Genomic DNA, 23,460 nt, shown 5'->3' with positions numbered 1-23,460 from the left:
GGCGAGGCGAAACGAGGAGTTCACTGCCGTGTAGGCAGCTCAGAAAATGGGTTGGTCGGCGGCGGTGCTGGTGGCAGCGTTCACTGCCGTGTAGGCAGCTCAGAAATGGTCGATGAAGACCAGGACTTTGTCCGGGTTGTTCACTGCCGTGTAGGCAGCTCAGAAATAGCACCGGCGAAGTTTGCCCCCCTGGCGATGGTTCACTGCCGTGTAGGCAGCTCAGAAATCGTAATGATTTGGCGCAAACTTCCCCCACTTGTTCACTGCCGTGTAGGCAGCTCAGAAATTGAAGGCTTCGCCATTGGTGGCGCCGCACTGGTTCACTGCCGTGTAGGCAGCTCAGAAAACGAACTGCTGTGCGGCTCCGGCCATAGCCTCGTTCACTGCCGTGTAGGCAGCTCAGAAACGCAGATGATGGCGAAGCCGCCGCCGGTGTAGGTTCACTGCCGTGTAGGCAGCTCAGAAATGCTGCAGAACGCGTTGCATCCGCTTGCGCTCGTTCACTGCCGTGTAGGCAGCAATTTGCGCGCACTTCGCTTCGCTCCTGAGCCCGCCCTACGCAAAAATCCGTGTCCGGAACCAAGCCGCCGGTCTAAGCGGAATCGCAGATACGACTCGCTGCCGCACGGACTTTCAGGTGCCCAAACTACGAAACATCACATGGCAATCCACCAGGCCATACCGGGCGTGGCGGTAGGCCTTGGGCAAGGTGCCGACTATCGCGAAGCCGTGTTTCTGCCACAGCGCGACCGCGACCTCGTTGGTGGCCACCACGCTGTTGAACTGCATGGCGCTGAAGCCCAATTCACGCGCCACCTGCAGCGAATGGGCGCAGAGCCGGCTGGCGATGCCGCGGCCACGGGCGGCCGGGGCGGTCATATAGCCGCAGTTGCACACGTGGTCACCCGGCCCAGCGGCATTGGCCTTGATGTAGTAGGTGCCGAGAATCTGCCCGTCCTGCTCGGCAACGAAGGTGGCGCGCGGCAGTTCGACCCAGGTTTTCCAGGCCGTCTCACGATCCATGTTCGGGTCGAAGGCGTAGGTTTCCTGCGCCTGCACCACGTCACGGATGATCGGCCAGACCTGGTCGAAATCGGCTGCCTCGATGGGCCGGATGATCAGTTCATCGCTCACTGGTCGTAGCCTTCGGCCAGGTGCAGATCCTTGAGTTTCACGTAGTTGCCGGCCGTGTAGCTGAAGAAGTTGCGTTCCTTGTCGGTCAGCGGGCGCGCCTGTTTCACTGGGCTGCCGACGTAGAGATAGCCACTTTCCAGGCGTTTGCCCGGCGGCACCAGCGAGCCTGCGCCGATGATCACCTCGTCCTCGACCACCGCGCCGTCCATGACGATGCTGCCCATGCCGACCAGAATCCGGTTGCCCAGGGTGCAGCCGTGTAAGGTGACCTTGTGCCCGACGGTCACTTCGTCACCGATGATCAGCGGGTAACCATCGGGGTTGAACGGCCCGGCGTGGGTGATGTGCAGCACGCTGCCGTCCTGCACGCTGGTACGCGCGCCAATGCGGATGCGGTGCATGTCGCCGCGAATCACGGTCAGCGGCCATACCGAGCTGTCCTCACCCAGCACCACGTCGCCGATGACCACGGCGGAGGCGTCGACGAAGACGCGCGCGCCCAGTTGTGGGAGGTGCTGCTGGTATTTGCGAATCGCCACGATAGAGGCTCCTGGGCTGCGGGAAAGCTTGATTGTAATTAAGATGGCCCCCATATCGACTGAAATCGCCCCGGTATTTGCCGGCTGTTGCCCTTCTTCCTTCGCCACAGGTGCCTCGTCGTGACCGCGAACAACCCCCTGCTGCAAGACTTCGACCTGCCGCCCTACTCGCAGATCAAACCGGAGCACGTCGAGCCCGCCGTTGACCAGATCCTGGCCGACAGCCGCGCCGCCATCGCCAAGCTGCTCGAGGCGCAGCAGGCCAATCCGAGCTGGGACGGCCTGGTGCTGGCGCTGGACGAACTCGGCGCGCGCCTGGGCCGTGCCTGGAGCCCGGTGAGCCACCTCAACGCGGTGTGCAACAGCACCGAACTGCGCGCGGCCTATGAGGCCTGCCTGCCCAAGCTGTCGGAATACTGGACGGAAATGGGCCAGAAAAAGCCGCTGTTCGAGGCCTATGACGCGCTGGCCAAGAGTCCGGCTGCAGCCAATTTCGACGTGGCGCAGAAGACCATTCTCGAACACGCGCTGCGTGACTTCCGCCTCAGCGGCATCGATCTGCCGGTCGAGCAGCAGAAGCGCTATGGCGAAATCCAGATGCGCCTGTCCGAGCTGACCAGCAAATTCTCCAACCAGTTGCTCGACGCCACCCAGGCCTGGACCAAGCACATCACCGACGAAGCACGCCTGAACGGCCTGACCGACTCGGCCAAGGCGCAGATGAAGCAGGCCGCCGAAGCCAAGGGGCTGGACGGCTGGCTGATCACCCTGGAATTCCCCAGCTACTACGCGGTGATGACCTACGCCGACGACCGCGCCCTGCGTGAAGAGGTCTACGCCGCCTATTGCACCCGAGCCTCCGACCAAGGGCCGAACGCCGGGCAGAACGACAACGGCCCGCTGATGGCCGAAATCCTCGACCTGCGCCAGGAACTGGCGCGCTTGCTCGGCTTCGCCAACTACAGCGAGCTGAGCCTGGCCAGCAAGATGGCCGAATCCACCGACCAGGTGCTGAGCTTCCTACGCGACCTGGCCGTACGCAGCAAACCTTTCGCCGAGCAGGATCTCGCCGAGCTCAAGGCTTTCGCCGCCGAGCAAGGTCTGGATGATCTGCAAAGCTGGGACGTCGGCTACTACAGCGAGAAACTGCGCCAGCAGCGCTACAGCATCTCCCAGGAAGAAGTACGCGCCTGGTTCCCCATCGACAAGGTGCTGACCGGCCTGTTCGCCATCGTGCAGAAGCTCTACGGCATCGAGATTCGCGAGCTGCAAGACTTCGACACCTGGCACCCGGACGTACGCCTGTTCGAGATTCAGGAGAACGGCCAGCACGTCGGGCGCTTCTTCTTCGATCTCTACGCCCGCGCCAACAAGCGCGGCGGTGCCTGGATGGACGGCGCCCGCGACAAGCGCCGCGACGCCCAGGGCAAGCTGATCGCCCCGGTGGCCAACCTGGTGTGCAACTTCACCCCGCCAGTCGGCGGCAAGCCGGCGCTGCTGTCCCACGATGAGGTCACCACCCTGTTCCACGAATTCGGCCATGGCCTGCATCACCTGCTGACCCGCGTCGAGCACGCCGGCGCCTCGGGCATCAACGGCGTGGCCTGGGACGCGGTCGAGCTGCCCAGCCAGTTCATGGAGAACTGGTGCTGGGAGCCGGACGGCCTGGCGCTGATCTCCGGCCACTATGAAACCGGCGAGGCGCTGCCACAGGCCATGCTGGACAAGATGCTGGCGGCGAAGAACTTCCAGTCCGGGCTGATGATGGTGCGCCAGCTGGAGTTCTCGCTGTTCGACTTCGAACTGCACGCCACCCACGGCGACGGCCGCAGCGTGCTCGACGTGCTCGAAGGCGTGCGCGCCGAGGTCTCGGTGCTGCGCCCGCCAGCCTACAACCGTTTCGCCAACGGCTTCGCGCATATCTTCGCCGGTGGCTATGCGGCCGGTTACTACAGCTACAAGTGGGCCGAAGTGCTCAGCGCCGATGCCTTCTCGAAGTTCGAGGAAGAAGGCGTGTTCAACGCCGATACCGGCCGCGCCTTCCGCGAAACGATCCTCGCCCGTGGCGGCTCGCAGGAACCGATGGTGCTGTTCGTCGAATTCCGCGGCCGTGAGCCGAGCATCGACGCCCTGCTGCGCCACCTCGGCCTGAGCCAGGAGGCCGCATGAGCGATGCTCCTGTGAACAGCACGCCCAAGCGCTTTATCGCCGGCGCCGTGTGCCCGGCGTGCAGCGAGACCGACAGCATCAAGATGTGGAACGTCGACGGCGTGCCGAACCGAGAATGCGTCAAGTGCGGCTATGCCGACACCCTCGACGCACGCGGTAATTCGGTGCCCAAGGAGATCCCCACGCGGGTCAACGTCAGCGGCCTGAAGCCCAAGGCGGCCGCCCCCAACGTGCAGGCGGTGCAGTTCTTTCCCAACCCGAAGCTGAAGAAACCGAGCGAGCCCACCTAGCCCGGGCATTCTCGGGTGGGTTAGCGGTGCCGAGCGCCGATGCTGCAGGCGAGTTGCACCCACCTGACTTTAACCGCGGAAAAACTCCCCGGGCGTTGCGCCGAACTGGCGGCGAAAGGCAGCGATAAACGCCGATAACGAGTCATAGCCGCAGGCCAGCGCCACATCGGTTACACGCTCACCCTGCTCCAGTAGGGTGAGCGCATCGAGCAGACGCTGGCGCTGGCGCCACACGCGAAAGCTCAGGCCCGTTTCACGCAGGAACAACCGGCTCAGGGTCTTTTCCGACACCCCCAGGCGCTCGCCCCATTCGCCCAGGCCGAGCTGGCGCAGCGTCGCATCCTCCAACCCCTGACACACCTCGCGCAGCCGCGCGTCTTGCGGCAGCGGCAGCATCAACGCCACCTCTGGCGCAGCGCGCAGTTCGTCCAGCAACACTGCCGCCAATCTACCAGGCGCGCCCTGCTCGTCGTATTCGGCCGGCAACGCACTGAAACCGCGAATCAGCTCGCGCAGCAGCGGGCTGACCGCCAGCACCCGGCACTCGGCCGGCCCCCAGGGCACCGCGCTGCCGTCGATGTACAGGCTGCGCATCTCGGTGCGTGGCGAGCTGAAGACCTGATGCTCGACACCTGCCGGCACCCACACCGCACGCTGTGGCGGAGCGACGAAGCGCGCGCCAAGAGTCTGCACCTCGAGCACCCCGGCGATGGCGTAGGACAGCTGCACCCAGGGGTGCGTATGACGAAAGGTCAGGGCGCGGTTGGTCAGCGATTCGGTGCGGCCATACAGCGGCCGAGGCAGGCTGCGCAGCTCGGGCAGGCTGCGATGCAGGGTGGCGCGATGTCTGTTTGGCGACACTTGCTGGCTCTTTAGCGTTAGCCGGAAATTTTCGACGACGATAGTCTGGCGCCCTCCTGTATCGCAAGTCCGAGATTCGCCATGTTCCTGCGCCGCCTGCTGCCCGACAATTTCACCCTGACTCTGCTCGCCGTTGTGCTCGCCGCCACACTGCTACCCGCCAGCGGCCAGGTCGCGACGATCTTCGAATGGATCACCAACCTGGCCATCGCCCTGCTGTTCTTCATGCACGGCGCCAAACTGTCGCGTCAGGCGATTCTTGCCGGTGCCGGGCACTGGCGTCTGCACCTGCTGGTGTTCGCCTGCACCTTCATCCTCTTCCCGCTGCTCGGCCTGGCACTCAAGCCGGCTCTGGAGCCGCTGCTGGGCAAAGAGCTGTATCTGGGCATGCTCTACCTGTGCGCCCTGCCGGCCACCGTGCAATCGGCCATCGCCTTCACCTCGCTGGCGCGCGGCAACATCCCGGCGGCGATCTGCAGCGCAGCAGCCTCCAGCCTGCTGGGTATCTTCCTCACTCCGCTGCTGGTGGCCTTCCTGATGGGCGTGCACGGCGACAACGGCTCGACCCTCGATGCCATCGGCAAGATCAGCCTGCAGTTGCTGCTGCCGTTCGTTCTCGGCCAGATCGCTCAACGCTGGATCGGCGGCTGGGTCAACCAGAACAAGAGCTGGCTGAAATACGTCGACCAGAGCTCGATCCTGCTGGTGGTCTACACCGCCTTCAGCGCCGCGGTGATCGGCGGCCTGTGGCAGCAGGTACCGCTGGCCACTCTGCTGCTGGTGATTGCCGCCTGCTGCGTGTTGTTGGCGCTGGCCCTGATGTTGACCCACCTGCTGGGCAAATGGCTGGGCTTCAGCCTGGAAGACCGCATCACCATCCTCTTCTGTGGCTCGAAAAAGAGCCTGGCCACCGGCGTGCCGATGGCCCAGGTGCTGTTCGCCGGCAGCGCCATCGGCGTGCTGATCCTGCCGCTGATGCTGTTCCACCAGATCCAGTTGATGGTCTGCGCGGTGCTGGCACAACGTTACGCCAAACGTGAGGAGGCACCGCAGACCGCGGCCGTCTGATCGACGCCGCGATAGAAGGACTTGCTCGGGCGCTAAATAACTGTATTTTTATACAGTATATTTTGGAGTCCGAGCATGTCCGTCAGCCTGCCGCCACGTGGCCGTGGCACCGCCAGCAACCCGCACAACCGCTATGCGCCAACCCGCTCGCAGCAGGAAGACGACGGCTGGTATCAGGACGAAACACCGCCAAGCCGCGCCACCGAAGTGCGCAAGGAGCAGGCGAAGACGGCGATCACCCGCAACAACTCACCGGACGTCGGCTTCGACCGCTCGGTGAACCCCTACCGTGGCTGCGAGCACGGCTGCATCTACTGCTTCGCCAGGCCAACTCACGCTTACTGGGACATGTCGCCGGGCATCGACTTCGAAACCCGCCTGATCGCCAAGACCAACCTGGCCGAGCGCCTCGAAGAGCAACTGCAAAACCCTGGCTACGTGCCGCAGCCCATCGCCCTGGGCATCAACACCGACGCCTACCAGCCCATTGAGCGCGAACAGCGCCTGACCCGCCGGACCCTGGAAATCCTGCTGCGCTACAAGCACCCGCTGCACATCATCACCAAGGGTTCGCTGATCCTGCGTGACCTGGATCTGCTCAGCGAGCTGGCCAGCCACAACCTGGTCAGCGTGGCCTTCAGCCTGACCACCCTGGATGACGAACTCAAACGCATCATGGAGCCGCGCACTGCCGCCCCAGCAGCGCGCCTGCGTGCCATGCGCACGCTGCACGAAGCGGGTGTCCCGGTCAGCGCCATCTGCGCGCCGATGATTCCGCAGATCAACGACATGGAGCTGGAGGCACTCCTGGAAGCCGCCCGGGATGCCGGTGCTCGCTCGGCCGGTTACGTGCTGCTGCGCCTGCCGCTGGAGATCGCCGGGTTGTTCGAGGAATGGCTACAGGTGCACTTTCCGGATCGCGCCGCCCACGTCATGAGCCTGATTCGCCAGAGCCGTGGCGGCAAGAATTACGACAGCCGCTTCGGTAGCCGCATGCGTGGCGAGGGCCTGTTCGCTGACCTGCTGGAGCAGCGTTTTCGCCTGGCGCGGCGCAGGCTCGGCCTGGATCAGCGAGGCAGCGTGGTGCTGGACTGTTCGCAGTTCTGCCCACCGGGTGCGCAATTGAGCCTGCTCTGACTTGGCGGCGCGCACCGGCCACCCTGGCGATGGTCGGCATGGACGCTGCCGCAGCTGGCGCAGCGCGAACACCCGCCCTCGATCCCAACGTACGCCTTGGCCCGACGCCGTATATCGCCCACTGGCGCGAGCGCGTCGGGACCTTCGCTGGCTGCGCGCATCTGATCAAGGCCAGCGAAAAGGATCTGCAACTGCTGTACCCCGAGCGCGACCTGCGGCAGGTCGCGGCAACAGGCGCCTGGGCGAATTACCCGAAACCGCCGGTTGTCGCTCAGCTCGCTGGAGGTGACACTTGGCGTGTGACTCGCACAGCGCAGCGACAGTCGTTCTAGCAGCGTATTTTCAGACAACCCAGAGGTTCAGGGCATGCCTTACAAACATCAGGTGATTCCGCTTCAGGCCCACGAGGGCAACGAAACCGCCGAGCAGGCGCTGCACAGCATCGTCGATGGCTTCAAGCGCTTTCGCAACGAGGTCTTCCCGCAGCAGGAAGAGCTGTTCAAGAAGCTCGCCACCGCCCAGAACCCACGCGCCATGTTCATCACCTGCGCCGACTCGCGCGTGGTGCCGGAGCTGATCACCCAGAGCTCGCCCGGCGACCTGTTCGTCAACCGCAACGTCGGTAACGTGGTGCCGGCCTACGGGCAGATGATGGGCGGCGTCTCCACCGCCATCGAATACGCGGTGATGGCCCTGGGCGTGCAACACATCGTCATTTGCGGCCACTCCGACTGCGGCGCGATGAAAGCGGTGCTCAACCCGGCCTCGCTGGAAACCATGCCCACGGTGAAAGCCTGGCTGCGTCATGCCGAGGTCGCGCGCAGCGTGGTGGCAGAGAACTGCAACTGCAGCGACGACAAGGAAGCCCTGGCCGTGCTGACCGAAGAGAACGTGGTGGCGCAGCTCAACCACCTGTGCACCCACCCGTCGGTGGCAGCCAAGCTGGCGCGCGGGCAGTTGTTCATCCATGGCTGGGTGTACGACATCGAAACCAGTCAGATCAAGGCCTACGACGCCGAGCTGGGCAGCTTCCTGCCGCTCGATGGCGACAAGATTCCAATGGCAACGCCACGCGCGCGTTTTCCACAAAGCTGAAAGCCCTTGCAGGGTGGCCGCGCACCGAGCCTCACCCGATCGCGGCTAAAGCCCCTCCCACAAAACGCACCGTGGACGTGGGAAGGACTTTAGGCCGTAGGGTGCGCCGCGCGCACCAGACTCCCCCGATCACGGCTAACCTGGGCTGGTGCGCATAGCGCACCCTAGGGTCCAGTCAGAACTTCTCCCCGCGCAGCACTTCCACCTGCGCCAGGTAGCAGACCATGGCGAAGTGGTCGTAGTAACGCACCTGCAGATGCTCGGCGATGCGCTCGGCCAATTCGCGGTTGCAGATGATTTCCAGGCGGATGTTGCCTTCGGTATCCCAGCCGGCGCTGCGCACGCCGCGGTGTCCACGGCCACGCGCGTCGGAAATGGTCCAGCCGGGTGCGCCGAGCGCTTCCAGATCGGCCAGCAGGCGCTTCTCCAGCGCCGCCTCGCAGATCACGGTGAGCAGGGTGCGGCTATGTGCGTTCATCTCAGAACCCCCAGGCGATCAGTCGTTCGGCCAGCGTCAGGTACAGCGGTATGCCGATCAGGATATTGAATGGGAAGGTGATGCCCAGCGAGGCGGTCAGCGACAGCGACGGGTTGGCCTCGGGCAAGGCCAGGCGCATCGCCGCCGGCACGGCGATATAGGACGCCGAGGCCGCGAGCGTGGCCAGCATCGCCGTGCCGCCCAGGCTCAGGCCCATGAAGCGCGCCAGCAAGGCGCCGATCAGCGCACCGAGCAGCGGCATCAGCAGGGCGAAGGCCGCCAGGCGTACACCGAACTGCTTCAGCGCACCGAGCTGGCCGGAGGCGATCAGGCCCATCTCCAGCAGGAAGAACGCCAGCACCGGCTTGAACATGCTGGTGTACAGCGGCTCCAGCGGCTTGATCGCCTCCTTGCCGGCGATCGCGCCGATCACCAGGCCGCCGAGCAGCAGCATGATGCTCTTGCCGAGGAAGATCTCGCGGCCCAGCTCGCCCCAGTGGGTCTCACGCGAAATGCCCTTGGCCAGGACGATACCGACCAGGATCGCCGGAATCTCCAGGATGGCCACGAACAGCGGCATGTAGCTTTCGAACTCGACGCCCTTGGCCAACATGTAGGCCACCGCCACGGCGAAGGTACCGGCGCTGACCGAACCATAATGCGCCGCCACCGCCGCGGCATTGACGCGGTCGAAGCGCAGGCCGCGCAGCAGGATGAACGCCAGGATCGGCAGCAGCACGCCGAGCGCCAGTACCAGAGCCGACTGACCGAGCAGCTGCAGGCTGGCCTGCTGCGCCAGCTCCACCCCGCCGTGCAGCCCGATGGCCAGCAGGAGGATGATCGACAGCGTCTCGTACAGCGCCGCCGGCAGCTTCAGCTCGCTCTTGAGCAGGCCGGCGACCAGGCCGAAGACGAAGAACAGCACCACCGGATCCAGACCCACTTCAGTTCACCTCCCCTGCGTCTCAGGGTGCGCCGTGCGCACCGGGGCGCTTGGTGAACAGTGACAGGTGCGCACGGCGCACCCTACCCGGACGGCTACCCAACCAAAGGAAAGGGCCATGCCCCGGCACAAGGCGGTGCTGATCGCCCTGTTTTGCCTCGCCACGAAGGCGAAGCGCCGGGGCATGACCGGAAAGCTTAGCCGGCACGCCAGGCTTGGCCCCCGCGCTGGCGAGTCGCAAAGACGCCGTTAGCGTTTTCACGAGGCCACCGAAGGGGGTGAAGCACATGGATGTGCCGTGCAAAAAAAGGAGCCTTGCGGCTAATGCCAGTCAGTTAAGCCGTTGCACTCGATCTTTGTAGGAGCCGGCTTGCCGGCGATCCGCCATAAAAAGCATCGCCAGCAAGCTGGCTCCTACGAAAAGCGCCCCCCTCTACTGCAAGTAGGAGGGGGTGGTGACGAACTTATCTGATCAGCATTAGCCTTGCGGCCCCCCGGGACAAACCTGCGCCCTGGCGCTGAATAAAAAAGGAGCCCGGGTTACGCCCCGTCAAACTTGCCCATCCAACAGGCCGGGCTCCATAGAGGTTAACCTTCGATTTCCACCAGTACTTCGCCCGGATTGACGCGGTCGCCCTTAGCCACGTGAACGGCCTTGACGGTGCCGGCAATCGGCGCCTGCACTTCGGTTTCCATCTTCATCGCTTCGGTGATCAGCACCGCCTGACCAGCCTTGACCGTGTCACCTTCCTTGACCAGCACATCGACGATGTTGCCCGGCATGGTGGTGGAGACATCGCCCGGTGCAGCGGCCTGCTTGCGCTTGCCAGCGGCGCCTGCGACGTACTCATTAAGTGCCTCGAACACCACTTCTTCCGGCATGCCGTCGATGGACAGGTAGAAGTGGCGCTTGCCGTCACCCTTGACGCCGACACCGGTGATGTCCACGCGGTAGCTTTCGCCGTGCACATCGACCACAAACTCGGTCGGCACGCCTTCACCGCCGACTGGCGCCGCCTTGCCCTGGCCGTTCGGCATGGGCAGCAGCTCTTCCGGTTTGAGGGTGCCGGCCGCGCGCTCTTCGAGGAACTTGCGCCCGATATCGGGGAACATGGCGAAGGTCAGCACGTCCTCTTCGGACTTGGCCAGGCTGCCGATCTCTTCACGCAGGCGCGCCAGCTCGGGTTTGAGCAGGTCGGCCGGGCGCACATCGATCACTTCTTCGCTGCCGATGGCCTGCTTGCGCAGTTGCTCATCGACCTTGCCCGGCGCCTTGCCGTAGCGACCTTGCAGGTAAAGCTTCACTTCGTTGGTGATGGTCTTGTAGCGCTCGCCGGCCAGCACGTTGAAGAACGCCTGAGTGCCGACGATCTGCGAAGTCGGGGTCACCAGCGGCGGGAAGCCGAGGTCGGCACGCACGCGCGGAATCTCTTCCAGCACTTCGTTCATGCGGTTCAGCGCACCCTGCTCCTTGAGCTGGTTGGCCAGGTTGGAAATCATCCCGCCCGGCACCTGGTTGACCTGCACGCGGGTATCCACGCCGGTGAACTCGCTCTCGAACTGGTGATACTTCTTGCGCACGGCGTGGAAGTACATGCCGATTTCCTGGATCAGCGCAAGGTCGAGGCCGGTGTCGAATTCGCTGCCCTTGAGCGCAGCGACCATCGACTCGGTACCCGGATGGCTGGTGCCCCAGGCCAGGCTGGAGATGGCGGTGTCGATGTGATCGGCGCCGGCTTCAATGGCCTTGAGCTGGCACATGGCGCCGAGACCGGCGGTGTCGTGGCTGTGGATGAATACTGGCAGGTCGACTTCGCTCTTGAGCGCCTTGACCAGCGCGAAGGTGGCGTAAGGCGTGAGCAGACCGGCCATGTCCTTGATCGCGATGGAGTCGATACCCATCGCCTGCATGGCCTTGGCCTGGGCAACGAAGGCCTCGGTGGTGTGCACCGGGCTGGTGGTGTAGGCGATGGTGCCCTGGGCGTGCTTGCCGGCGGCCTTGACCGCCTCGATGGCCACGCGCAGGTTACGCACGTCGTTCATCGCGTCGAAGATGCGGAACACGTCGATGCCGTTGACCGCGGCCTTGGCCACGAACGCCCTGACCACGTCATCGCTGTAGTGGCGGTAGCCGAGCAGGTTCTGCCCGCGCAGGAGCATCTGCAGGCGGGTGTTGGGCAGCGCCGCCTTGAGCTGACGCAGGCGCTCCCAGGGGTCTTCCTTGAGAAAGCGCACGCACGCGTCGAAGGTGGCGCCACCCCAGACTTCCAGCGACCAGTAGCCGACGCGGTCGAGCTTGTCGCAGATCGGCAGCATGTCCTCGGTGCGCATGCGGGTCGCCAGCAGCGACTGGTGGGCATCGCGCAGGACGGTATCGGTAACGGTGATCTTCTTGCTCATGATGTCCCCTACAGGCCCGCGTGGGCAGCGATGGCGGTGGCGATGGCGATGGCCAGGTGCGACGGGTTGCGCTTGATCGAGTATTGGGTCAGTTCCGGGTGGCTTTCGACGAAGCTGGTATTGAACTGGCCGCTACGGAATTCCGGATTACGCAGGATTTCCTGGTAGTAGGGCGCGGTGGTGCGCACGCCCTGCACGCGCATGTCGTCCAGCGCGCGCAGGCCGCGGTCCATCGCCTCTTCCCAGGTCAGCGCCCAGACGATCAGCTTCAGGCACATCGAGTCGTAATAGGGTGGAATGGTGTAGCCGGTGTAGATCGCCGTGTCAGTGCGCACGCCGGGCCCGCCGGGCGCGTAGTAACGGGTGATCTTGCCGAACGAGGGCAGGAAGTTGTTCTTCGGGTCCTCGGCGTTGATACGGAACTGCAGGGCATAACCGCGGTGGATGATGTCTTCCTGCTTGACCGACAGGGCCAGGCCGCTGGCGATGCGGATCTGCTCGCGAACGATGTCGATGCCGGTGATTTCCTCGGTGATGGTGTGTTCCACCTGTACCCGGGTGTTCATCTCCATGAAGTACACCTCGCCCTCGGCGAGCAGGAACTCCACGGTACCGGCATTCTCGTAGCCCACGGCCTGCGCCGCGCGCACGGCGAGGTCACCGATATAGGCGCGCTGCTCGGGGGTGAGCTGCGGGCTGGGGGCGATTTCGATCAGCTTCTGATTACGGCGCTGGATCGAGCAATCGCGTTCGTACAGGTGCACGGTGTTGCCGAAGCTGTCGGCGAGGATCTGCGCCTCGATGTGCTTCGGATTGACGATGCATTTTTCCAGGAAGACGGAGGCCGAGCCGAAGGCCTTGGTCGCCTCGGAGATCACCCGCGGGTAGGCCTGCTCCAGCTCCTCACGGCTGTTGCAGCGGCGAATGCCGCGACCGCCACCACCGGAGGTGGCCTTGAGCATCACCGGGTAACCGATGCGCTCGGCTTCGCGCAGGGCCTCGGCCAGGTCGGCAACGTTGCCTTCGGTGCCAGGGGTGCAGGGCACGCCAGCGGCCATCATGCTGCGCCGTGCTTCGGTCTTGTCGCCCATACGGCGGATGACTTCCGCACTCGGCCCTATGAATTTGATCCCACGTTCGGCACAGATCTCTGCAAGTTCGGCGTTCTCGGACAGAAAGCCATAGCCGGGGTGCAGCGCATCGCAACCGGTTTCCACGGCCAGATTGACCAGCTTGCGCGGGTTCAGATAGCCGGCCAGCGGATCTTCGCCAATGCTGTGCGCCTCATCGGCACGCTTGACGTGCAGGGCATGACGGTCCGCATCGGAGTAGATCGCCACCGAGCGGATGCCCATCTCGGCGCAGGCCCGCACGATGCGGACGGCAATCTCACCACGGTTGGCGATCAGTATTTTTCTTATCACGATCCAATCCTCAGCGCAGAGCTGCAAGGGCCGCTGCAACAGTTGGGTGCAAACGTGGTGAAACCCTATCCGGCTATACGAATTAACAAAAATGAATAATTATTTGATCGTGCATAAGTAATTACTTATGTATTGACCGAACGAGGACGAAACCGTGCGTAAAACCCTGCTGCGCATGACCTTGCGCCAGCTCCAGGTATTCCGTGCCGTGTGCGAGCACGGCTCCTACAGCCGCGCGGCCGAGGAAATGGCGCTGACCCAGCCCGCCGTCAGCCTGCAGATTCGTCAGTTGGAGGAGCTGGTCGGCCAGCCGCTGTTCGAGTACGTCGGCAAGAAGCTCTACCTGACCGAAGCCGCCGAGGCACTCAAACGCGCCAGCAGCGATATCTTTGGCCGCCTGGAGAGCCTCGACATGCAGCTGTCCGACCTGCAGGGCTCACTGCAGGGGCAGCTCAACCTGTGCGTGGAATCCAGCGCGAAATATTTCATACCCCACCTGTTCGCCGAATTTCGCCGCCAATACCCGGAAGTCAGCCTGAGTCTCACGGTGGTCAACCACGCGCTGGTGGTGCGCCGCCTGACCCAGAGCCGCGACGACCTGATGATCATGAGCCAGGTACCGCAGGACATGGCGCTGGACTTCATGCCTTTTCTCGAGAATCCGATCATCGCCGTGGCGCCGCCGGATCACCCCCTGTGCGAGGCGGACAGCCTGCAGCTGCAGGACCTCACCGCCTATCCCCTGCTGATCCGCGAAAGCGGCTCAGGCACTCGTCGCGCCTGCGAAGAGTACTGCCACCAGAAACGTGCGCACTTCCCCAACACCCTGGAGATCGGCTCGCTGGAGTCGCAGCGCGAGGCGGTACTTGCCGACCTCGGTATTGCCTTGCTCCCACGCCATGCCGTGCGTCTGGAACTGCAACACGGCCTGCTGCGCGAGCTGCCGGTGGTAGAGCTGCCCTTGCAGCGCAGCTGGTGCGTGGTGAATATCCGCGGCCGGCGCCTGTCGCCGGTGGCGCAGGCCTTCGTCGACTTCATCCGCACCGAGCGCGCGCAGATCGTCAAACTGGCCGAGCGCTTCCAGCCCAGCCACACAGGATCGGGCAAGAATCTCGCAGGATCGGCCTAACCCTTCTTAACTGATATACGGGACATTGGCATCCTGGGATCGCTCCACCAAAACCTGCCTGGGAGAAACCTATGCTGTCGGGAATCAGCGCCCTGCTCGGCGCCCTTCGCGCTCTCGAACGCGACAACGGCCAGGCCGTGCTCGCCACCGTGGTCAAGGTCGAGGGCTCGGCCTACCGCCGCCCCGGCGCGCGCATGCTGATCCCGCTCTACGGCGGCACCGTGGGCACCATCAGTGGCGGCTGCCTGGAGTCCGAAGTGGCGAAGAAGGCCTGGTGGCTGACTGATGGCGGCGAAGCCGTGATCCGCCGTTACAGCACCGCCACCCAGGACGACGATGACGATCAGGACGCCGCACTGACCTTCGGCCTCGGCTGCAACGGCACCGTGCACGTGCTGCTCGAGCGCCACAGCGCGGAAAAGCCACTGGCCGTGCTCGAGTTGCTGCGCCAGGTGCGCGAAAGCGGCCAACCCGGGGCGGTTGCCACGGTGATCGGCAGCTATCGCAACGCCCGCGTGCGTGTCGGCGATCGCCTGTGCCTGCATCCATCGCTCAGCGACAACGGCCGCCTGCTCGATTCCGCACTCGACGCCGAGGTTCGCGCCGATCTGCAACGAACCCTGACCGATGGCCGCTCCTCGCTGCGCAGCTACCGTGATGAGCGTGGCGAGATCGAGGTGTTCTGCGAATACCTGGCGCCACAGCGGCGCCTGGTGATCTTCGGCGCCGGGCATGATGCACAGCCGCTGACGCATATGGCCAAACTGCTGGACTGGCACGTCAGCGTGGTCGATGGCCGCGCCCATTTCGCCCGCGCCGAGCGCTTTCCCGACGCAGATACGGTGCTGCAGGTCGATGCACGCCCACCCTACGACCTGCACACGCTCACCGACGGCGCCATGGTGGCGATCATGAGCCACAGCTACAGCCAGGATCGCCACTGGCTGGGCAGCGTGCTGCAGGGCACGCCGGCCTATATCGGCCAACTGGGGCCACGCGATCGCACCGAACGGCTACTGGACGAGATCCGCCAACACAGCCCGCACTTGCCGGCGTTGGAGTGCCTGCACTACCCGATCGGCCTGGACATCGGCGGCGATACGCCGGAGAGCGTGGCCACGGCGATTCTCGCCGAGATGACCGCCGCCATTAACCTCCGTGCAGGCGGCATGCTCAAGCATCGCCAGGCGGCGATCCACACGCCAACACCACTGGACTGCAGCGAGATCGTGCCGGCGACCAGGCTAAGTGCATCCTGATCCCCGGATTGCATCGAGGCCACAGACTCGTAGGGTGGGCTAAAGCCCACCCTACGGCTACTTGCCCGCCATCTCCGTAGGAGCGGCTTCAGCCGCGATCACCTGGCTCGCCGCTATAGCGGCTCCTACGAAGAGCGATACCGCGAGAGACCTCAGATCTACCCCTGGCGCAATTCTGTGGCAGGGCTTTGGCCGCAAACGCCCCCAGCTGCCCCATAAACACGAACGCCCGGGATTACCCCGGGCGTTCGTGTTTCCAGTATCGGACGTCAGGCCTTGATCTGCGCCGGGAACGGCAGCTTGCGCAAGCGCACGCCAGTGGCCGCGAACAGGGCGTTGGCCAGGGCCGGCGCCAGCGGTGGCACGCCCGGCTCACCGACACCGGTAGGATTCGCCGCCGACGGCACGATATGCACCTCGACCTTGGGCATCTCGTTCATGCGCAGCACCTGGAAGTCGTGGAAGTTCGATTGCTCGACCCGCCCTTCCTTCAGGGTGATCGCACCGTGCAACGCCGCCGCCAGGCCAAACCCGATGCCGCCCTCCATCTGTGCCTTGATCACATCCGGATTGATCGCGATGCCACAGTCCACGGCGCACACCACGCGATCCAGACGGTAACTGCCATCGGCCTTCACCGTGACTTCGGCGACCTGGGCCACGAACGAGCCGAACGACTCGTGCACGGCAATGCCACGCCCGCGCTTCTCGCCCTCGGCACCCGCCGCCAGTGGCTTGTCCCAGCCGGCCTGCTTGGCGGCCAGCTCCAGCGCACCGCGGTGACGCGGATGACTTTCCAGCAACGCATGACGGAAGGCGTAAGGATCCTGCCCTGCAGCGACGGCGGCCTCATCGATCATGGTTTCGGCGACGTAACCGGTGTGGGTATGACCGACCGAACGCCACCACAGCACCGGCACCTTGATATTGCTCGGCGTGCTCAGCTCCACCTGCAGGTTGGGCACCGCATAGGACAGGTTGGCGAGACCCTCGACCGAGGTATGGTCGATGCCTTCCTTGATCATGAAGGGCTCCATCGAGGTACCGGTCATGATCGACTGGCCGACGATGCGGTTGTGCCAGGCCTGCAGCTTGCCGGCCTGGTCCAGGCCGATGCGCACGCGGTGCAGGTACAGCGGCCGGAAATAACCGCCACGAGTATCGTCCTCACGCGTCCATACCATCTTCACCGGCGCGTCCACGCCCTTGTCACGCGCGGCCTTGGTAATCGCCACCGCCTCCAGCAGGTAGTCCGACACCGAACTGGCGCGGCGACCAAAGCTGCCGCCGGCATACAGCTGGGTCAGCGACACCTGCTCGGGCGTCAGGCCCAGGTAGCCGCTGATGATGGTTTGGTCGACGGTCTGAAACTGCTCGCCGTTCCAGATTTCGCAGCGGTCGCTGGAGAGTTTCACCAGGCAGTTCATCGGCTCCATCGCCGCGTGCGCCAGATAAGGAAACTCGTAGTCGGCCTCGACGGTTTTCGCCGCCTGGGCCAACGCCGCATCGGTATCGCCCTTGCTCGTGGCCGGCAGGCCTGGCTTGCCCGCATCGTCGCGGTATTGCGCGAGAATTTCCTCGCTGCCCAGGGTGAAGGCCTGGCTCTCGTCCCACTCGATCACCAGCGCATCGCGGCCCTGGCGCGCCGCCCAGGTGTTCTTCGCCAACACGGCGACGCCCGAACGACCGTGGGGCAGATCGCGAAACTCCACCACCTCGACCACGTCACGCACGGCCTTGGCCTTGCTGCTGTCGACCGAGCGCGGCACGCCGCCGAAGCGTGGCGGATAAGCAACCATGGCCACCAGCATGCCGGGCAGCTTGAAGTCCTGGGTGAAGATGGCGCTGCCATCGGTCTTGCTCGGGCTGTCCTTGCGGCGCAGCTCGAGCTTGCCGATCAGCTTGAAGTCCTTGGGGTCCTTGAGTTGCACCTGCTCCGGCACCGGCAGTGATGCCGCCGCCTCGACCAGCTCACCGAAGCCGGCGCTACGGCCGGAGCCGGCGCTACGGCCGGAGCCGGCGTGACTGACCACGCCCTGGCTGACGCTGATTTCACCGGCCGGTACGCTCCAACGCTGCGCGGCAGCCGCCACCAGCATGGCCTTGGCGGTCGCACCGGCATTGCGCATCTGCTCCCAAGAGTTGGCCATGGCGGTGCTGCCGCCAGTGCCCTGCATGGGGCCGAAGGCGAGATTGTTGTAGCGTTTCACATCGGCCGGCGCGCCTTCGACGCGTACCTTGTCCCAGTCGGCATCCAGCTCTTCGGCGAGCAGGGTGGCCAGGCCGGTGTAGCTGCCCTGGCCCATTTCCAGGTGTTTGGCCAGAACGGTCACCGTGCCATCGAGGTCGATGCGCACGAAGGCATTCGGTTCCAGCGGGCCACCTGCCGCCAGCGCATCCATACCGCGCATCAGCGGCGCGAAGAAGATGCCCAGCGCCAGGCCACCTGCGCCCTTGAGCAGGGTGCGACGGCTGACATTGAGGATGCCGCGAGTCGCGCTATCGGGGGTTTCGATCTTGCCCATGTCTATGCGCCTCCTCAGGTCAGTTTGCCGGCAGCTTCGTGAATGGCGGCGCGAATCCGCACATAGGTGGCGCAGCGGCAGATGTTGCTGCTCATGGCCGCGTCGATATCGGCATCGCTCGGCGCCTTGTTGCTGTTCAGCAGCGCCGTCGCCGCCATGATCTGCCCGGACTGGCAGTAGCCACACTGCACCACGTCGAGCTGGCGCCAGGCGTCCTGAACCACCTTGCCCACGGCGTCTTCGCCGACCGCCTCGATGGTGCTGATGCGCTTGCCGACCACCGCCGATACCGGGGTGACGCAAGAGCGGGTCGGCTGGCCTTCGACGTTCACCGTGCAGGCGCCGCACAAGGCCATGCCACAGCCGTACTTGGTGCCGGTGAGATTGGCGACGTCGCGCAACGCCCAGAGCAGCGGCATGTCATCGGCCACGTCCAACTCATGGTCCTTGCCATTGAGATTCAGGGTAATCATGGTCTACCCACCTTGTTCTGATGGTGTCTGATGGTTCCGGCATGGCGTGCCGGTGGTCACGGTCAACCCCGCACACAGGGGGCCAGGTCATCACTGTAGTGGGCACAAAAGCACCTGTCGCCGCCGACCACAGAGATCGGCAGAACCGGGCAATAAGTTCGTAGAATCGGGCAAGCTCACTACCCTGCCCGCAGGCAGGGCAACAAGAAAGTCAGGCGGCGCGGCGCGAATCAGGTTCGCCGTGCTGAAGGTAGCTGGCGGAAAGCAGCTCGGGGAAGTCGGCAAGCTCGCGTTGCAGCTGGCACTGCTCGGCATAGTGCTCGATGGCCCGGCGATAGGCCATGCGGCGCTGGTCTTGCAGTTTGCGCCGGGTCTTGGCGTCAGGTTGGTCGTGCAGTTGCGCGTCATCGAAGATACGAGGCATCTCGGTTCTCCCGGAACGAGGACTGGAGTACCCAGCTTCACCCGGGGAGATGACGCTTTGACGGCGTGAAGATGAACAGGCGATGAACCCGCTCTCAATCCTCGCTGTTACGCAGCGACTTCGGCGACAGACGCAGACTGCGCAGGCTGCGCTTGACGCTCTTGAGGTGGTTGACCAGGCTCGGCCCGCGCGCCATGGCCACGCCCATGGCCAGCACATCGATCACCACTAGGTGGGCGATACGCGAGGTCAGCGGGGTGTAGATTTCGGTGTCTTCCTGCACGTCGATGGCCAGGTTGACGGTCGACAGCTCCGCCAGTGGCGTCTGGCTAGGGCACAGGGTGATCAGGCTGGCGCCGGACTCACGCACCAGGTTGGCGGTGATCAGCAGGTCCTTGGAACGGCCCGACTGAGAGATGCACACCGCCACGTCGCCCGGCTGCAGGGTCACCGCACTCATCGCCTGCATGTGCGGGTCGGAATAGGCCGCGGCGTTGAGCAGCAGGCGGAAGAACTTGTGCTGGGCATCGGCAGCCACCGCGCCCGATGCACCGAAGCCGTAGAACTCCACGCGCTGCGCGTTGGAGCAGGCGGCGATGGCGCGCTGCAGCGCCTCGGGGTCGAGCTTCTCGCGCACCTCCATCAGCGTATGCAGGGTGGTGTCGAAGATCTTCAGGCTGAAGTCGGCGACCGAGTCATCCTCGTGAATCGCGAACTGACCGAAGCTGGCCCCGGCGGCCAGACTCTGCGCCAGCTTCAGCTTGAGGTCCTGGAAGCCACTGCAACCGATGGCGCGGCAGAAGCGCACGATGGTCGGCTCGCTGATGCCGACGCTGTGCGCCAGTTCGGCCATGGAGCTGTGCATCACCGATGCAGGATCGAGCAAGACGTGATCGGCCACCTTGAGCTCGGACTTGCGCAGCAGGTGGCGCGACTGGGCGATGTGTTGCAACAGATTCACTGAGATAGGCTCTATGCAGAAAAGGGTCTACCGCGGCACTCGGCGGGTCATAGCTCGGTTATGATCGGCGGGCGGCGGTTGTAGTGACCTTGTAGTTATACTACATAGCTCGCGCTCGCGCACAGCCAAGCCACTGCCAATTCGCTGAACGAACTTTCCGGTATGCCCGCATGCCGAAGAACACAGGCATACCTGAGGACGTTTTCGCGCCCCTCTCATGCGAACGCAGGTCACTTGCAATGGCCTGCCACAACGAGTCGGAGTCTTCCCTTGAGCATCCCCTGCGACATGCTGGTCTTCGGTGGTACGGGCGACCTGGCCCTGCACAAGCTGCTGCCGGCTCTCTATCACCTGCACCGCGAAGGGCGCCTGCACGCCGATGTGCGCATCCTCGCTCTGGCCCGCAGCAGTCACAGCCGCGAGGCCTATCAAGCCCTGGCCGAGCGTCACTGCCGCGCCCAGGTGGCGCGCGCCGATTTCGCCAACGAAACCTGGGCCAGCTTCGCCGCGCGCCTCGACTACTTCGCCATGGATGCGGCGCAAAGCGCCGATTTCGGCCGCCTGGCCAAGCGCCTGGGGCGTGATGACGAGCGCGTACGGGTCTATTACCTGGCCACCGCACCGAGTCTGTTCGAAGCCATCGCAGCGCACCTGGCCAACGCCGGCCTGGCTGGTCCTGCCGCGCGCATCGTGCTGGAAAAACCCATCGGCCACTCGCTGGAATCGGCCCGCGCGATCAACGCCGCCATCGGCGCCGTGTTCGACGAGGCGCGGGTGTTTCGCATCGACCATTATCTGGGCAAGGAAACCGTGCAGAACCTGATGGCGCTGCGCTTCGCCAACGCCCTGTTCGAGCCGGTGTGGCGCGCTGGGCACATCGATCACGTGCAGATCAGCGTGTGCGAAACCCTGGGCGTGGAAAACCGCGGCGGCTACTACGACAAGGCCGGCGCCATGCGCGACATGATCCAGAATCACCTGCTGCAACTGCTCTGCCTGGTGGCCATGGAGGCGCCGGTGCGCTTCGACGCCGACGCGGTGCGCAACGAAAAGGTGAAGATCCTCGAAGCGCTGAAACCCATCTCCGGCCTCGACGTGCAGGACAAGACCGTGCGCGGCCAGTACACCGCCGGCAAGATCGGCGGCCACGACGTCCCCGCCTATTACTTCGAGAAGAACGTCGACAACGACAGTGATACCGAGACCTTCGCCGCCGTGCAGGTTGAGATCGACAACTGGCGCTGGGCCGGCGTGCCCTTCTACCTGCGCACCGGCAAACGCCTGGCGAAGAAGGCCTCGGAGATTCTGATTCAGTTCAAGCCCGTGCCGCACCGCCTGTTCAACGATGGCGAAGCCAACCAGTTGCTGATCCGCCTGCAGCCGGAAGAGCGCATCAGCCTGCAACTGATGGCCAAGAACCCCGGCAAGGGCATGCACCTGAAACCGGTGGAGCTGGACCTCAATCTGGCCAATGCCTTCAACCAGCAACGTCGCTGGGATGCTTACGAGCGCCTACTGCTCGACGTGATCGAAGGCGACTCGACGCTGTTCATGCGTCGTGACGAAGTGGAGGCGGCCTGGCAATGGGTCGACCCGATCCTGCAGGGCTGGCACCAGCACTACCAGAGCCCGCGCCCCTATCCGGCCGGCAGCGATGGGCCGGAACAACTGCAACACCTGCTGGAGCGTCACGGCCGGCACTGGGCGGAGTGATCCGCCCCGTTTACTCAGGCGGGCTTGCGGCGCCCATGCAGCAGCACGACCACCAGCACGAGCATCCCCAACACCCCCGCTCCGACGAACAAGCCCTCATACCCCAACGCCTTGGCCAGCACCCCGCTGCTGGCCCCGACGAATCCGGACAGCAGCAACTGTGCCGAGGCCTGCAAGGTGAAGTCGGCGCCTTCGTGTTCGGGGCGGCACATGCGCATCATCGCGGCGAACAGGGCGACGGTGGACATGCCGTCGGCCACCTGCTCGAACAAGGTCACGGCATAGACCAGTCCGGTATTGACACCTTGCCCCACCAGCAAGGCCAGGGCGGCGATGCCGATGGCCTGCAGGGCACCGAACAGGATCAGAGCGCGCAGCACACCGATGCGGGCGTAGAGCAGGCCGCCAAGAAAGGCACCGCCGATGCCGGCCAGGCTGCTGATCAGGGTCAGTTGGCCAAGCGCGCCCGTGCTCCAGCCCTGATCCACCAGCATCGGCTTGATCATCGGTGAGCCGAGCGAATCACCCAGTTTGAAGGTCAGTACCACCGCCAGCCACAGCAGCATGCCGGGTTGCGCCAACAGGCCACGGTAGTGGTCGAACAGCAGACGAGGGCCGAGGGCGTTTTCAGCCAGAGCAGGCTGGAACGGCAACACGCGGCGCTCGGGAAACAGCCAGATCGGCACGGTCATCAGCAGGATCAGGCCGGCCACCAGCCCCACAGCCAGGTTCCAGCCCAACGGGTCGATCACCAGCAACAGGCCGCTGCCGCTGACGATCATGCCAACCTTGTAGCCGCCCACCTGCAGGCTATTGCCCAGGCCACGCCAGCGTTCGGGCAGCAAGCGTACGGTGAGCCCGTCGGTGGCGATGTCCTGGGTCGAGGCCAGCAGGTTGATCAGCAGCAGCAAACCAAGCAACAACCACAGGCCGGAGCCGAACAGCGTCTGCGGAGCGAGCAGCGCCAGTGCCGCGACACAGGCGATGACGCCGCTTTGCAGCGGCAGGATCCAGCCACGGTGATGGCCAAGTCGGGGTGAGGCCAGACGATCGATCCAGGGTGCCCACAACACCTTGAGCAGCCAGGGCAGCGCCAATAGTTTGAGCAGACCGATCAGCGCCAGGTCGACGCCATGCTTGCGCAACAGCACCGGTAGCGAGTGGGCGATCAGACCGGATGGCAAACCCTGAGCACAATAGAGCGAGGCCAGCAGCACCAGCGTGGCGTTGGACGGGCGAGGTGCAGTGGGCGACATGACGGGCGCTCGCGGCAAAAGCGCAAGCCTAGTGGTTTGCGCATGCGGGCGGCAACGAGGCGGTGGTTACAGTTCGTAGCGCGGCGAGTCGCGGCTGAAGCCCCTCCCACAAAAGCCTGGCCAGCCCGTGGTCTGGATGCAATCCGGGGCGCTTCAATCGCGAATGAATTCGCTCCTACACA

At 64.5% G+C, this 23,460-nt stretch carries 21 protein-coding genes and 1 CRISPR repeat array (1 of these 22 only partly in view); of the genes, 9 read left to right on the top strand and 12 right to left on the bottom strand.

What is annotated here, in order from left to right; genetic code table 11:
- A CRISPR array of direct repeats spans window positions 1-466; the repeat unit is 28 nt; unit sequence GTTCACTGCCGTGTAGGCAGCTCAGAAA; it reaches 3,226 nt to the left of the window's first position.
- A gap of 167 nt (window positions 467-633) precedes the next feature.
- Both N5J71_RS17340 and N5J71_RS17335 read right to left on the bottom strand, forming a co-directional pair.
- A complete protein-coding gene (locus tag N5J71_RS17340; RefSeq protein ID WP_279917313.1) occupies window positions 634-1,134 on the bottom strand; it encodes a GNAT family N-acetyltransferase in 501 nt (166 codons plus the stop codon).
- Window positions 1,131-1,673 carry a gamma carbonic anhydrase family protein gene (locus N5J71_RS17335; protein WP_039965430.1) on the bottom strand — a complete coding sequence of 181 codons (543 nt, stop codon included), beginning with the start codon at window positions 1,671-1,673 and terminating at the stop codon, window positions 1,131-1,133. The genes N5J71_RS17340 and N5J71_RS17335 overlap by 4 nt, the downstream gene beginning before the upstream one ends.
- Before the next feature lie 120 nt (window positions 1,674-1,793).
- Here N5J71_RS17335 and prlC point away from each other — a divergent pair, with 120 nt between their 5' ends.
- Window positions 1,794-3,842, top strand: a complete 2,049-nt coding sequence (gene prlC, locus N5J71_RS17330) for an oligopeptidase A (RefSeq protein ID WP_279917312.1) — start codon at window positions 1,794-1,796, stop codon at window positions 3,840-3,842.
- Window positions 3,839-4,132, top strand: coding sequence for a YheV family putative zinc ribbon protein (locus N5J71_RS17325; protein WP_003464693.1), 294 nt, complete (start codon window positions 3,839-3,841; stop codon window positions 4,130-4,132). Before prlC ends, N5J71_RS17325 begins: the two co-directional genes overlap by 4 nt.
- A 69-nt stretch (window positions 4,133-4,201) precedes the next feature.
- Here N5J71_RS17325 and N5J71_RS17320 read toward each other — a convergent pair whose 3' ends face one another.
- Entirely contained in the window at window positions 4,202-4,993 is a 792-nt protein-coding gene (locus tag N5J71_RS17320) for an AraC family transcriptional regulator (RefSeq protein WP_279917311.1), read from the bottom strand.
- A gap of 81 nt (window positions 4,994-5,074) precedes the next feature.
- Here N5J71_RS17320 and N5J71_RS17315 point away from each other — a divergent pair, with 81 nt between their 5' ends.
- The 4 genes from N5J71_RS17315 (at window position 5,075) to N5J71_RS17300 (ending at window position 8,293) form a co-directional block, all read left to right on the top strand.
- Window positions 5,075-6,061 carry a bile acid:sodium symporter family protein gene (locus tag N5J71_RS17315; RefSeq protein WP_003464696.1) on the top strand — a complete coding sequence of 329 codons (987 nt, stop codon included), beginning with the start codon at window positions 5,075-5,077 and terminating at the stop codon, window positions 6,059-6,061.
- 75 nt (window positions 6,062-6,136) lie between these two features.
- A complete protein-coding gene (locus N5J71_RS17310; RefSeq protein ID WP_074855805.1) occupies window positions 6,137-7,198 on the top strand; it encodes a PA0069 family radical SAM protein in 1,062 nt (353 codons plus the stop codon).
- A gap of 38 nt (window positions 7,199-7,236) precedes the next feature.
- The gene (locus N5J71_RS22570) at window positions 7,237-7,530 is read left to right on the top strand and encodes a carbohydrate kinase family protein (RefSeq protein WP_039965432.1); all 294 of its coding nucleotides are present in this window, start codon (window positions 7,237-7,239) and stop codon (window positions 7,528-7,530) included.
- Between the two features lie 34 nt (window positions 7,531-7,564).
- Window positions 7,565-8,293, top strand: coding sequence for a carbonic anhydrase (locus tag N5J71_RS17300; protein WP_003464702.1), 729 nt, complete (start codon window positions 7,565-7,567; stop codon window positions 8,291-8,293).
- A 175-nt stretch (window positions 8,294-8,468) separates the two neighbouring features.
- Here the strand turns inward: N5J71_RS17300 and N5J71_RS17295 are convergent, their stop codons facing one another.
- The 4 genes from N5J71_RS17295 to N5J71_RS17280 all read right to left on the bottom strand — a co-directional run bounded on the left by N5J71_RS17295 (window position 8,469) and on the right by N5J71_RS17280 (window position 13,538).
- On the bottom strand, window positions 8,469-8,771 hold the full coding sequence (locus N5J71_RS17295) for a P-II family nitrogen regulator (RefSeq protein ID WP_017676155.1): 303 nt from the start codon (window positions 8,769-8,771) through the stop codon (window positions 8,469-8,471).
- Between the two features lies 1 nt (window position 8,772).
- Window positions 8,773-9,714 carry a sodium-dependent bicarbonate transport family permease gene (locus N5J71_RS17290; RefSeq protein ID WP_003464705.1) on the bottom strand — a complete coding sequence of 314 codons (942 nt, stop codon included), beginning with the start codon at window positions 9,712-9,714 and terminating at the stop codon, window positions 8,773-8,775.
- A 588-nt stretch (window positions 9,715-10,302) separates the two neighbouring features.
- Window positions 10,303-12,114, bottom strand: coding sequence for a sodium-extruding oxaloacetate decarboxylase subunit alpha (gene oadA, locus N5J71_RS17285; protein ID WP_074855802.1), 1,812 nt, complete (start codon window positions 12,112-12,114; stop codon window positions 10,303-10,305).
- An 8-nt stretch (window positions 12,115-12,122) separates the two neighbouring features.
- Window positions 12,123-13,538 (bottom strand): acetyl-CoA carboxylase biotin carboxylase subunit, encoded by a 1,416-nt coding sequence (locus tag N5J71_RS17280; RefSeq protein ID WP_279917310.1) that lies wholly within the window; start codon window positions 13,536-13,538, stop codon window positions 12,123-12,125.
- 154 nt (window positions 13,539-13,692) lie between these two features.
- Here N5J71_RS17280 and N5J71_RS17275 point away from each other — a divergent pair, with 154 nt between their 5' ends.
- On the top strand, window positions 13,693-14,667 hold the full coding sequence (locus N5J71_RS17275) for a LysR family transcriptional regulator (RefSeq protein ID WP_279917309.1): 975 nt from the start codon (window positions 13,693-13,695) through the stop codon (window positions 14,665-14,667).
- Between the two features lie 71 nt (window positions 14,668-14,738).
- Window positions 14,739-15,926: an XdhC family protein gene (locus N5J71_RS17270; RefSeq protein WP_279917308.1), complete on the top strand. Its 1,188-nt coding sequence runs from the start codon at window positions 14,739-14,741 to the stop codon at window positions 15,924-15,926.
- Window positions 15,927-16,195: 269 nt separating this feature from the next.
- On the opposite strand, the gene N5J71_RS17265 is transcribed toward N5J71_RS17270, so the two are convergent.
- From N5J71_RS17265 to hexR, 4 genes are all read right to left on the bottom strand, one after another.
- Window positions 16,196-18,451, bottom strand: coding sequence for a xanthine dehydrogenase family protein molybdopterin-binding subunit (locus tag N5J71_RS17265; protein ID WP_257598183.1), 2,256 nt, complete (start codon window positions 18,449-18,451; stop codon window positions 16,196-16,198).
- 14 nt (window positions 18,452-18,465) lie between these two features.
- Window positions 18,466-18,924 carry a (2Fe-2S)-binding protein gene (locus N5J71_RS17260; protein ID WP_003464715.1) on the bottom strand — a complete coding sequence of 153 codons (459 nt, stop codon included), beginning with the start codon at window positions 18,922-18,924 and terminating at the stop codon, window positions 18,466-18,468.
- Between the two features lie 211 nt (window positions 18,925-19,135).
- Complete coding sequence (locus N5J71_RS17255) at window positions 19,136-19,348, bottom strand: PA3496 family putative envelope integrity protein (protein ID WP_003464717.1); 213 nt, start codon at window positions 19,346-19,348, stop codon at window positions 19,136-19,138.
- A gap of 94 nt (window positions 19,349-19,442) precedes the next feature.
- The gene (gene hexR, locus N5J71_RS17250; protein ID WP_003464720.1) at window positions 19,443-20,309 is read right to left on the bottom strand and encodes a transcriptional regulator HexR; all 867 of its coding nucleotides are present in this window, start codon (window positions 20,307-20,309) and stop codon (window positions 19,443-19,445) included.
- Window positions 20,310-20,597: 288 nt separating this feature from the next.
- On the opposite strand from hexR, the gene zwf reads away from it, so the two are divergent.
- Complete coding sequence (zwf, locus tag N5J71_RS17245; RefSeq protein ID WP_241198037.1) at window positions 20,598-22,022, top strand: glucose-6-phosphate dehydrogenase; 1,425 nt, start codon at window positions 20,598-20,600, stop codon at window positions 22,020-22,022.
- A 14-nt stretch (window positions 22,023-22,036) separates the two neighbouring features.
- On the opposite strand, the gene N5J71_RS17240 is transcribed toward zwf, so the two are convergent.
- Window positions 22,037-23,278, bottom strand: coding sequence for an MFS transporter (locus N5J71_RS17240; protein WP_279917307.1), 1,242 nt, complete (start codon window positions 23,276-23,278; stop codon window positions 22,037-22,039).
- Between the last annotated feature and the right edge of the window lie 182 nt (window positions 23,279-23,460).

Source organism: Ectopseudomonas oleovorans (genome assembly GCF_029845265.1).
GTDB lineage: Bacteria > Pseudomonadota > Gammaproteobacteria > Pseudomonadales > Pseudomonadaceae > Aquipseudomonas > Aquipseudomonas oleovorans.
Note: the sequence above shows the minus strand (reverse complement) of the source record. Positions and strands in the feature narration are given on the sequence as shown.

Excerpts from the sequence above, each read along its gene's own strand:
- N5J71_RS17260 (WP_003464715.1), bottom strand. The coding sequence starts at position 18,924 with ATGATTACCCTGAATCTCAATGGCAAGGACCATGAGTTGGACGTGGCC.
- oadA (WP_074855802.1), bottom strand. The coding sequence starts at position 12,114 with ATGAGCAAGAAGATCACCGTTACCGATACCGTCCTGCGCGATGCCCAC.
- N5J71_RS17310 (WP_074855805.1), top strand. The coding sequence starts at position 6,137 with ATGTCCGTCAGCCTGCCGCCACGTGGCCGTGGCACCGCCAGCAACCCG.
- zwf (WP_241198037.1), top strand. The coding sequence starts at position 20,598 with ATGCTGGTCTTCGGTGGTACGGGCGACCTGGCCCTGCACAAGCTGCTG.
- N5J71_RS17315 (WP_003464696.1), top strand. The coding sequence starts at position 5,075 with ATGTTCCTGCGCCGCCTGCTGCCCGACAATTTCACCCTGACTCTGCTC.
- N5J71_RS17295 (WP_017676155.1), bottom strand. The coding sequence starts at position 8,771 with ATGAACGCACATAGCCGCACCCTGCTCACCGTGATCTGCGAGGCGGCG.
- N5J71_RS17325 (WP_003464693.1), top strand. The coding sequence starts at position 3,839 with ATGAGCGATGCTCCTGTGAACAGCACGCCCAAGCGCTTTATCGCCGGC.
- N5J71_RS17300 (WP_003464702.1), top strand. The coding sequence starts at position 7,565 with ATGCCTTACAAACATCAGGTGATTCCGCTTCAGGCCCACGAGGGCAAC.
- N5J71_RS17255 (WP_003464717.1), bottom strand. The coding sequence starts at position 19,348 with ATGCCTCGTATCTTCGATGACGCGCAACTGCACGACCAACCTGACGCC.
- N5J71_RS17240 (WP_279917307.1), bottom strand. The coding sequence starts at position 23,278 with ATGTCGCCCACTGCACCTCGCCCGTCCAACGCCACGCTGGTGCTGCTG.
- N5J71_RS22570 (WP_039965432.1), top strand. The coding sequence starts at position 7,237 with ATGGACGCTGCCGCAGCTGGCGCAGCGCGAACACCCGCCCTCGATCCC.
- N5J71_RS17270 (WP_279917308.1), top strand. The coding sequence starts at position 14,739 with ATGCTGTCGGGAATCAGCGCCCTGCTCGGCGCCCTTCGCGCTCTCGAA.
- N5J71_RS17265 (WP_257598183.1), bottom strand. The coding sequence starts at position 18,451 with ATGGGCAAGATCGAAACCCCCGATAGCGCGACTCGCGGCATCCTCAAT.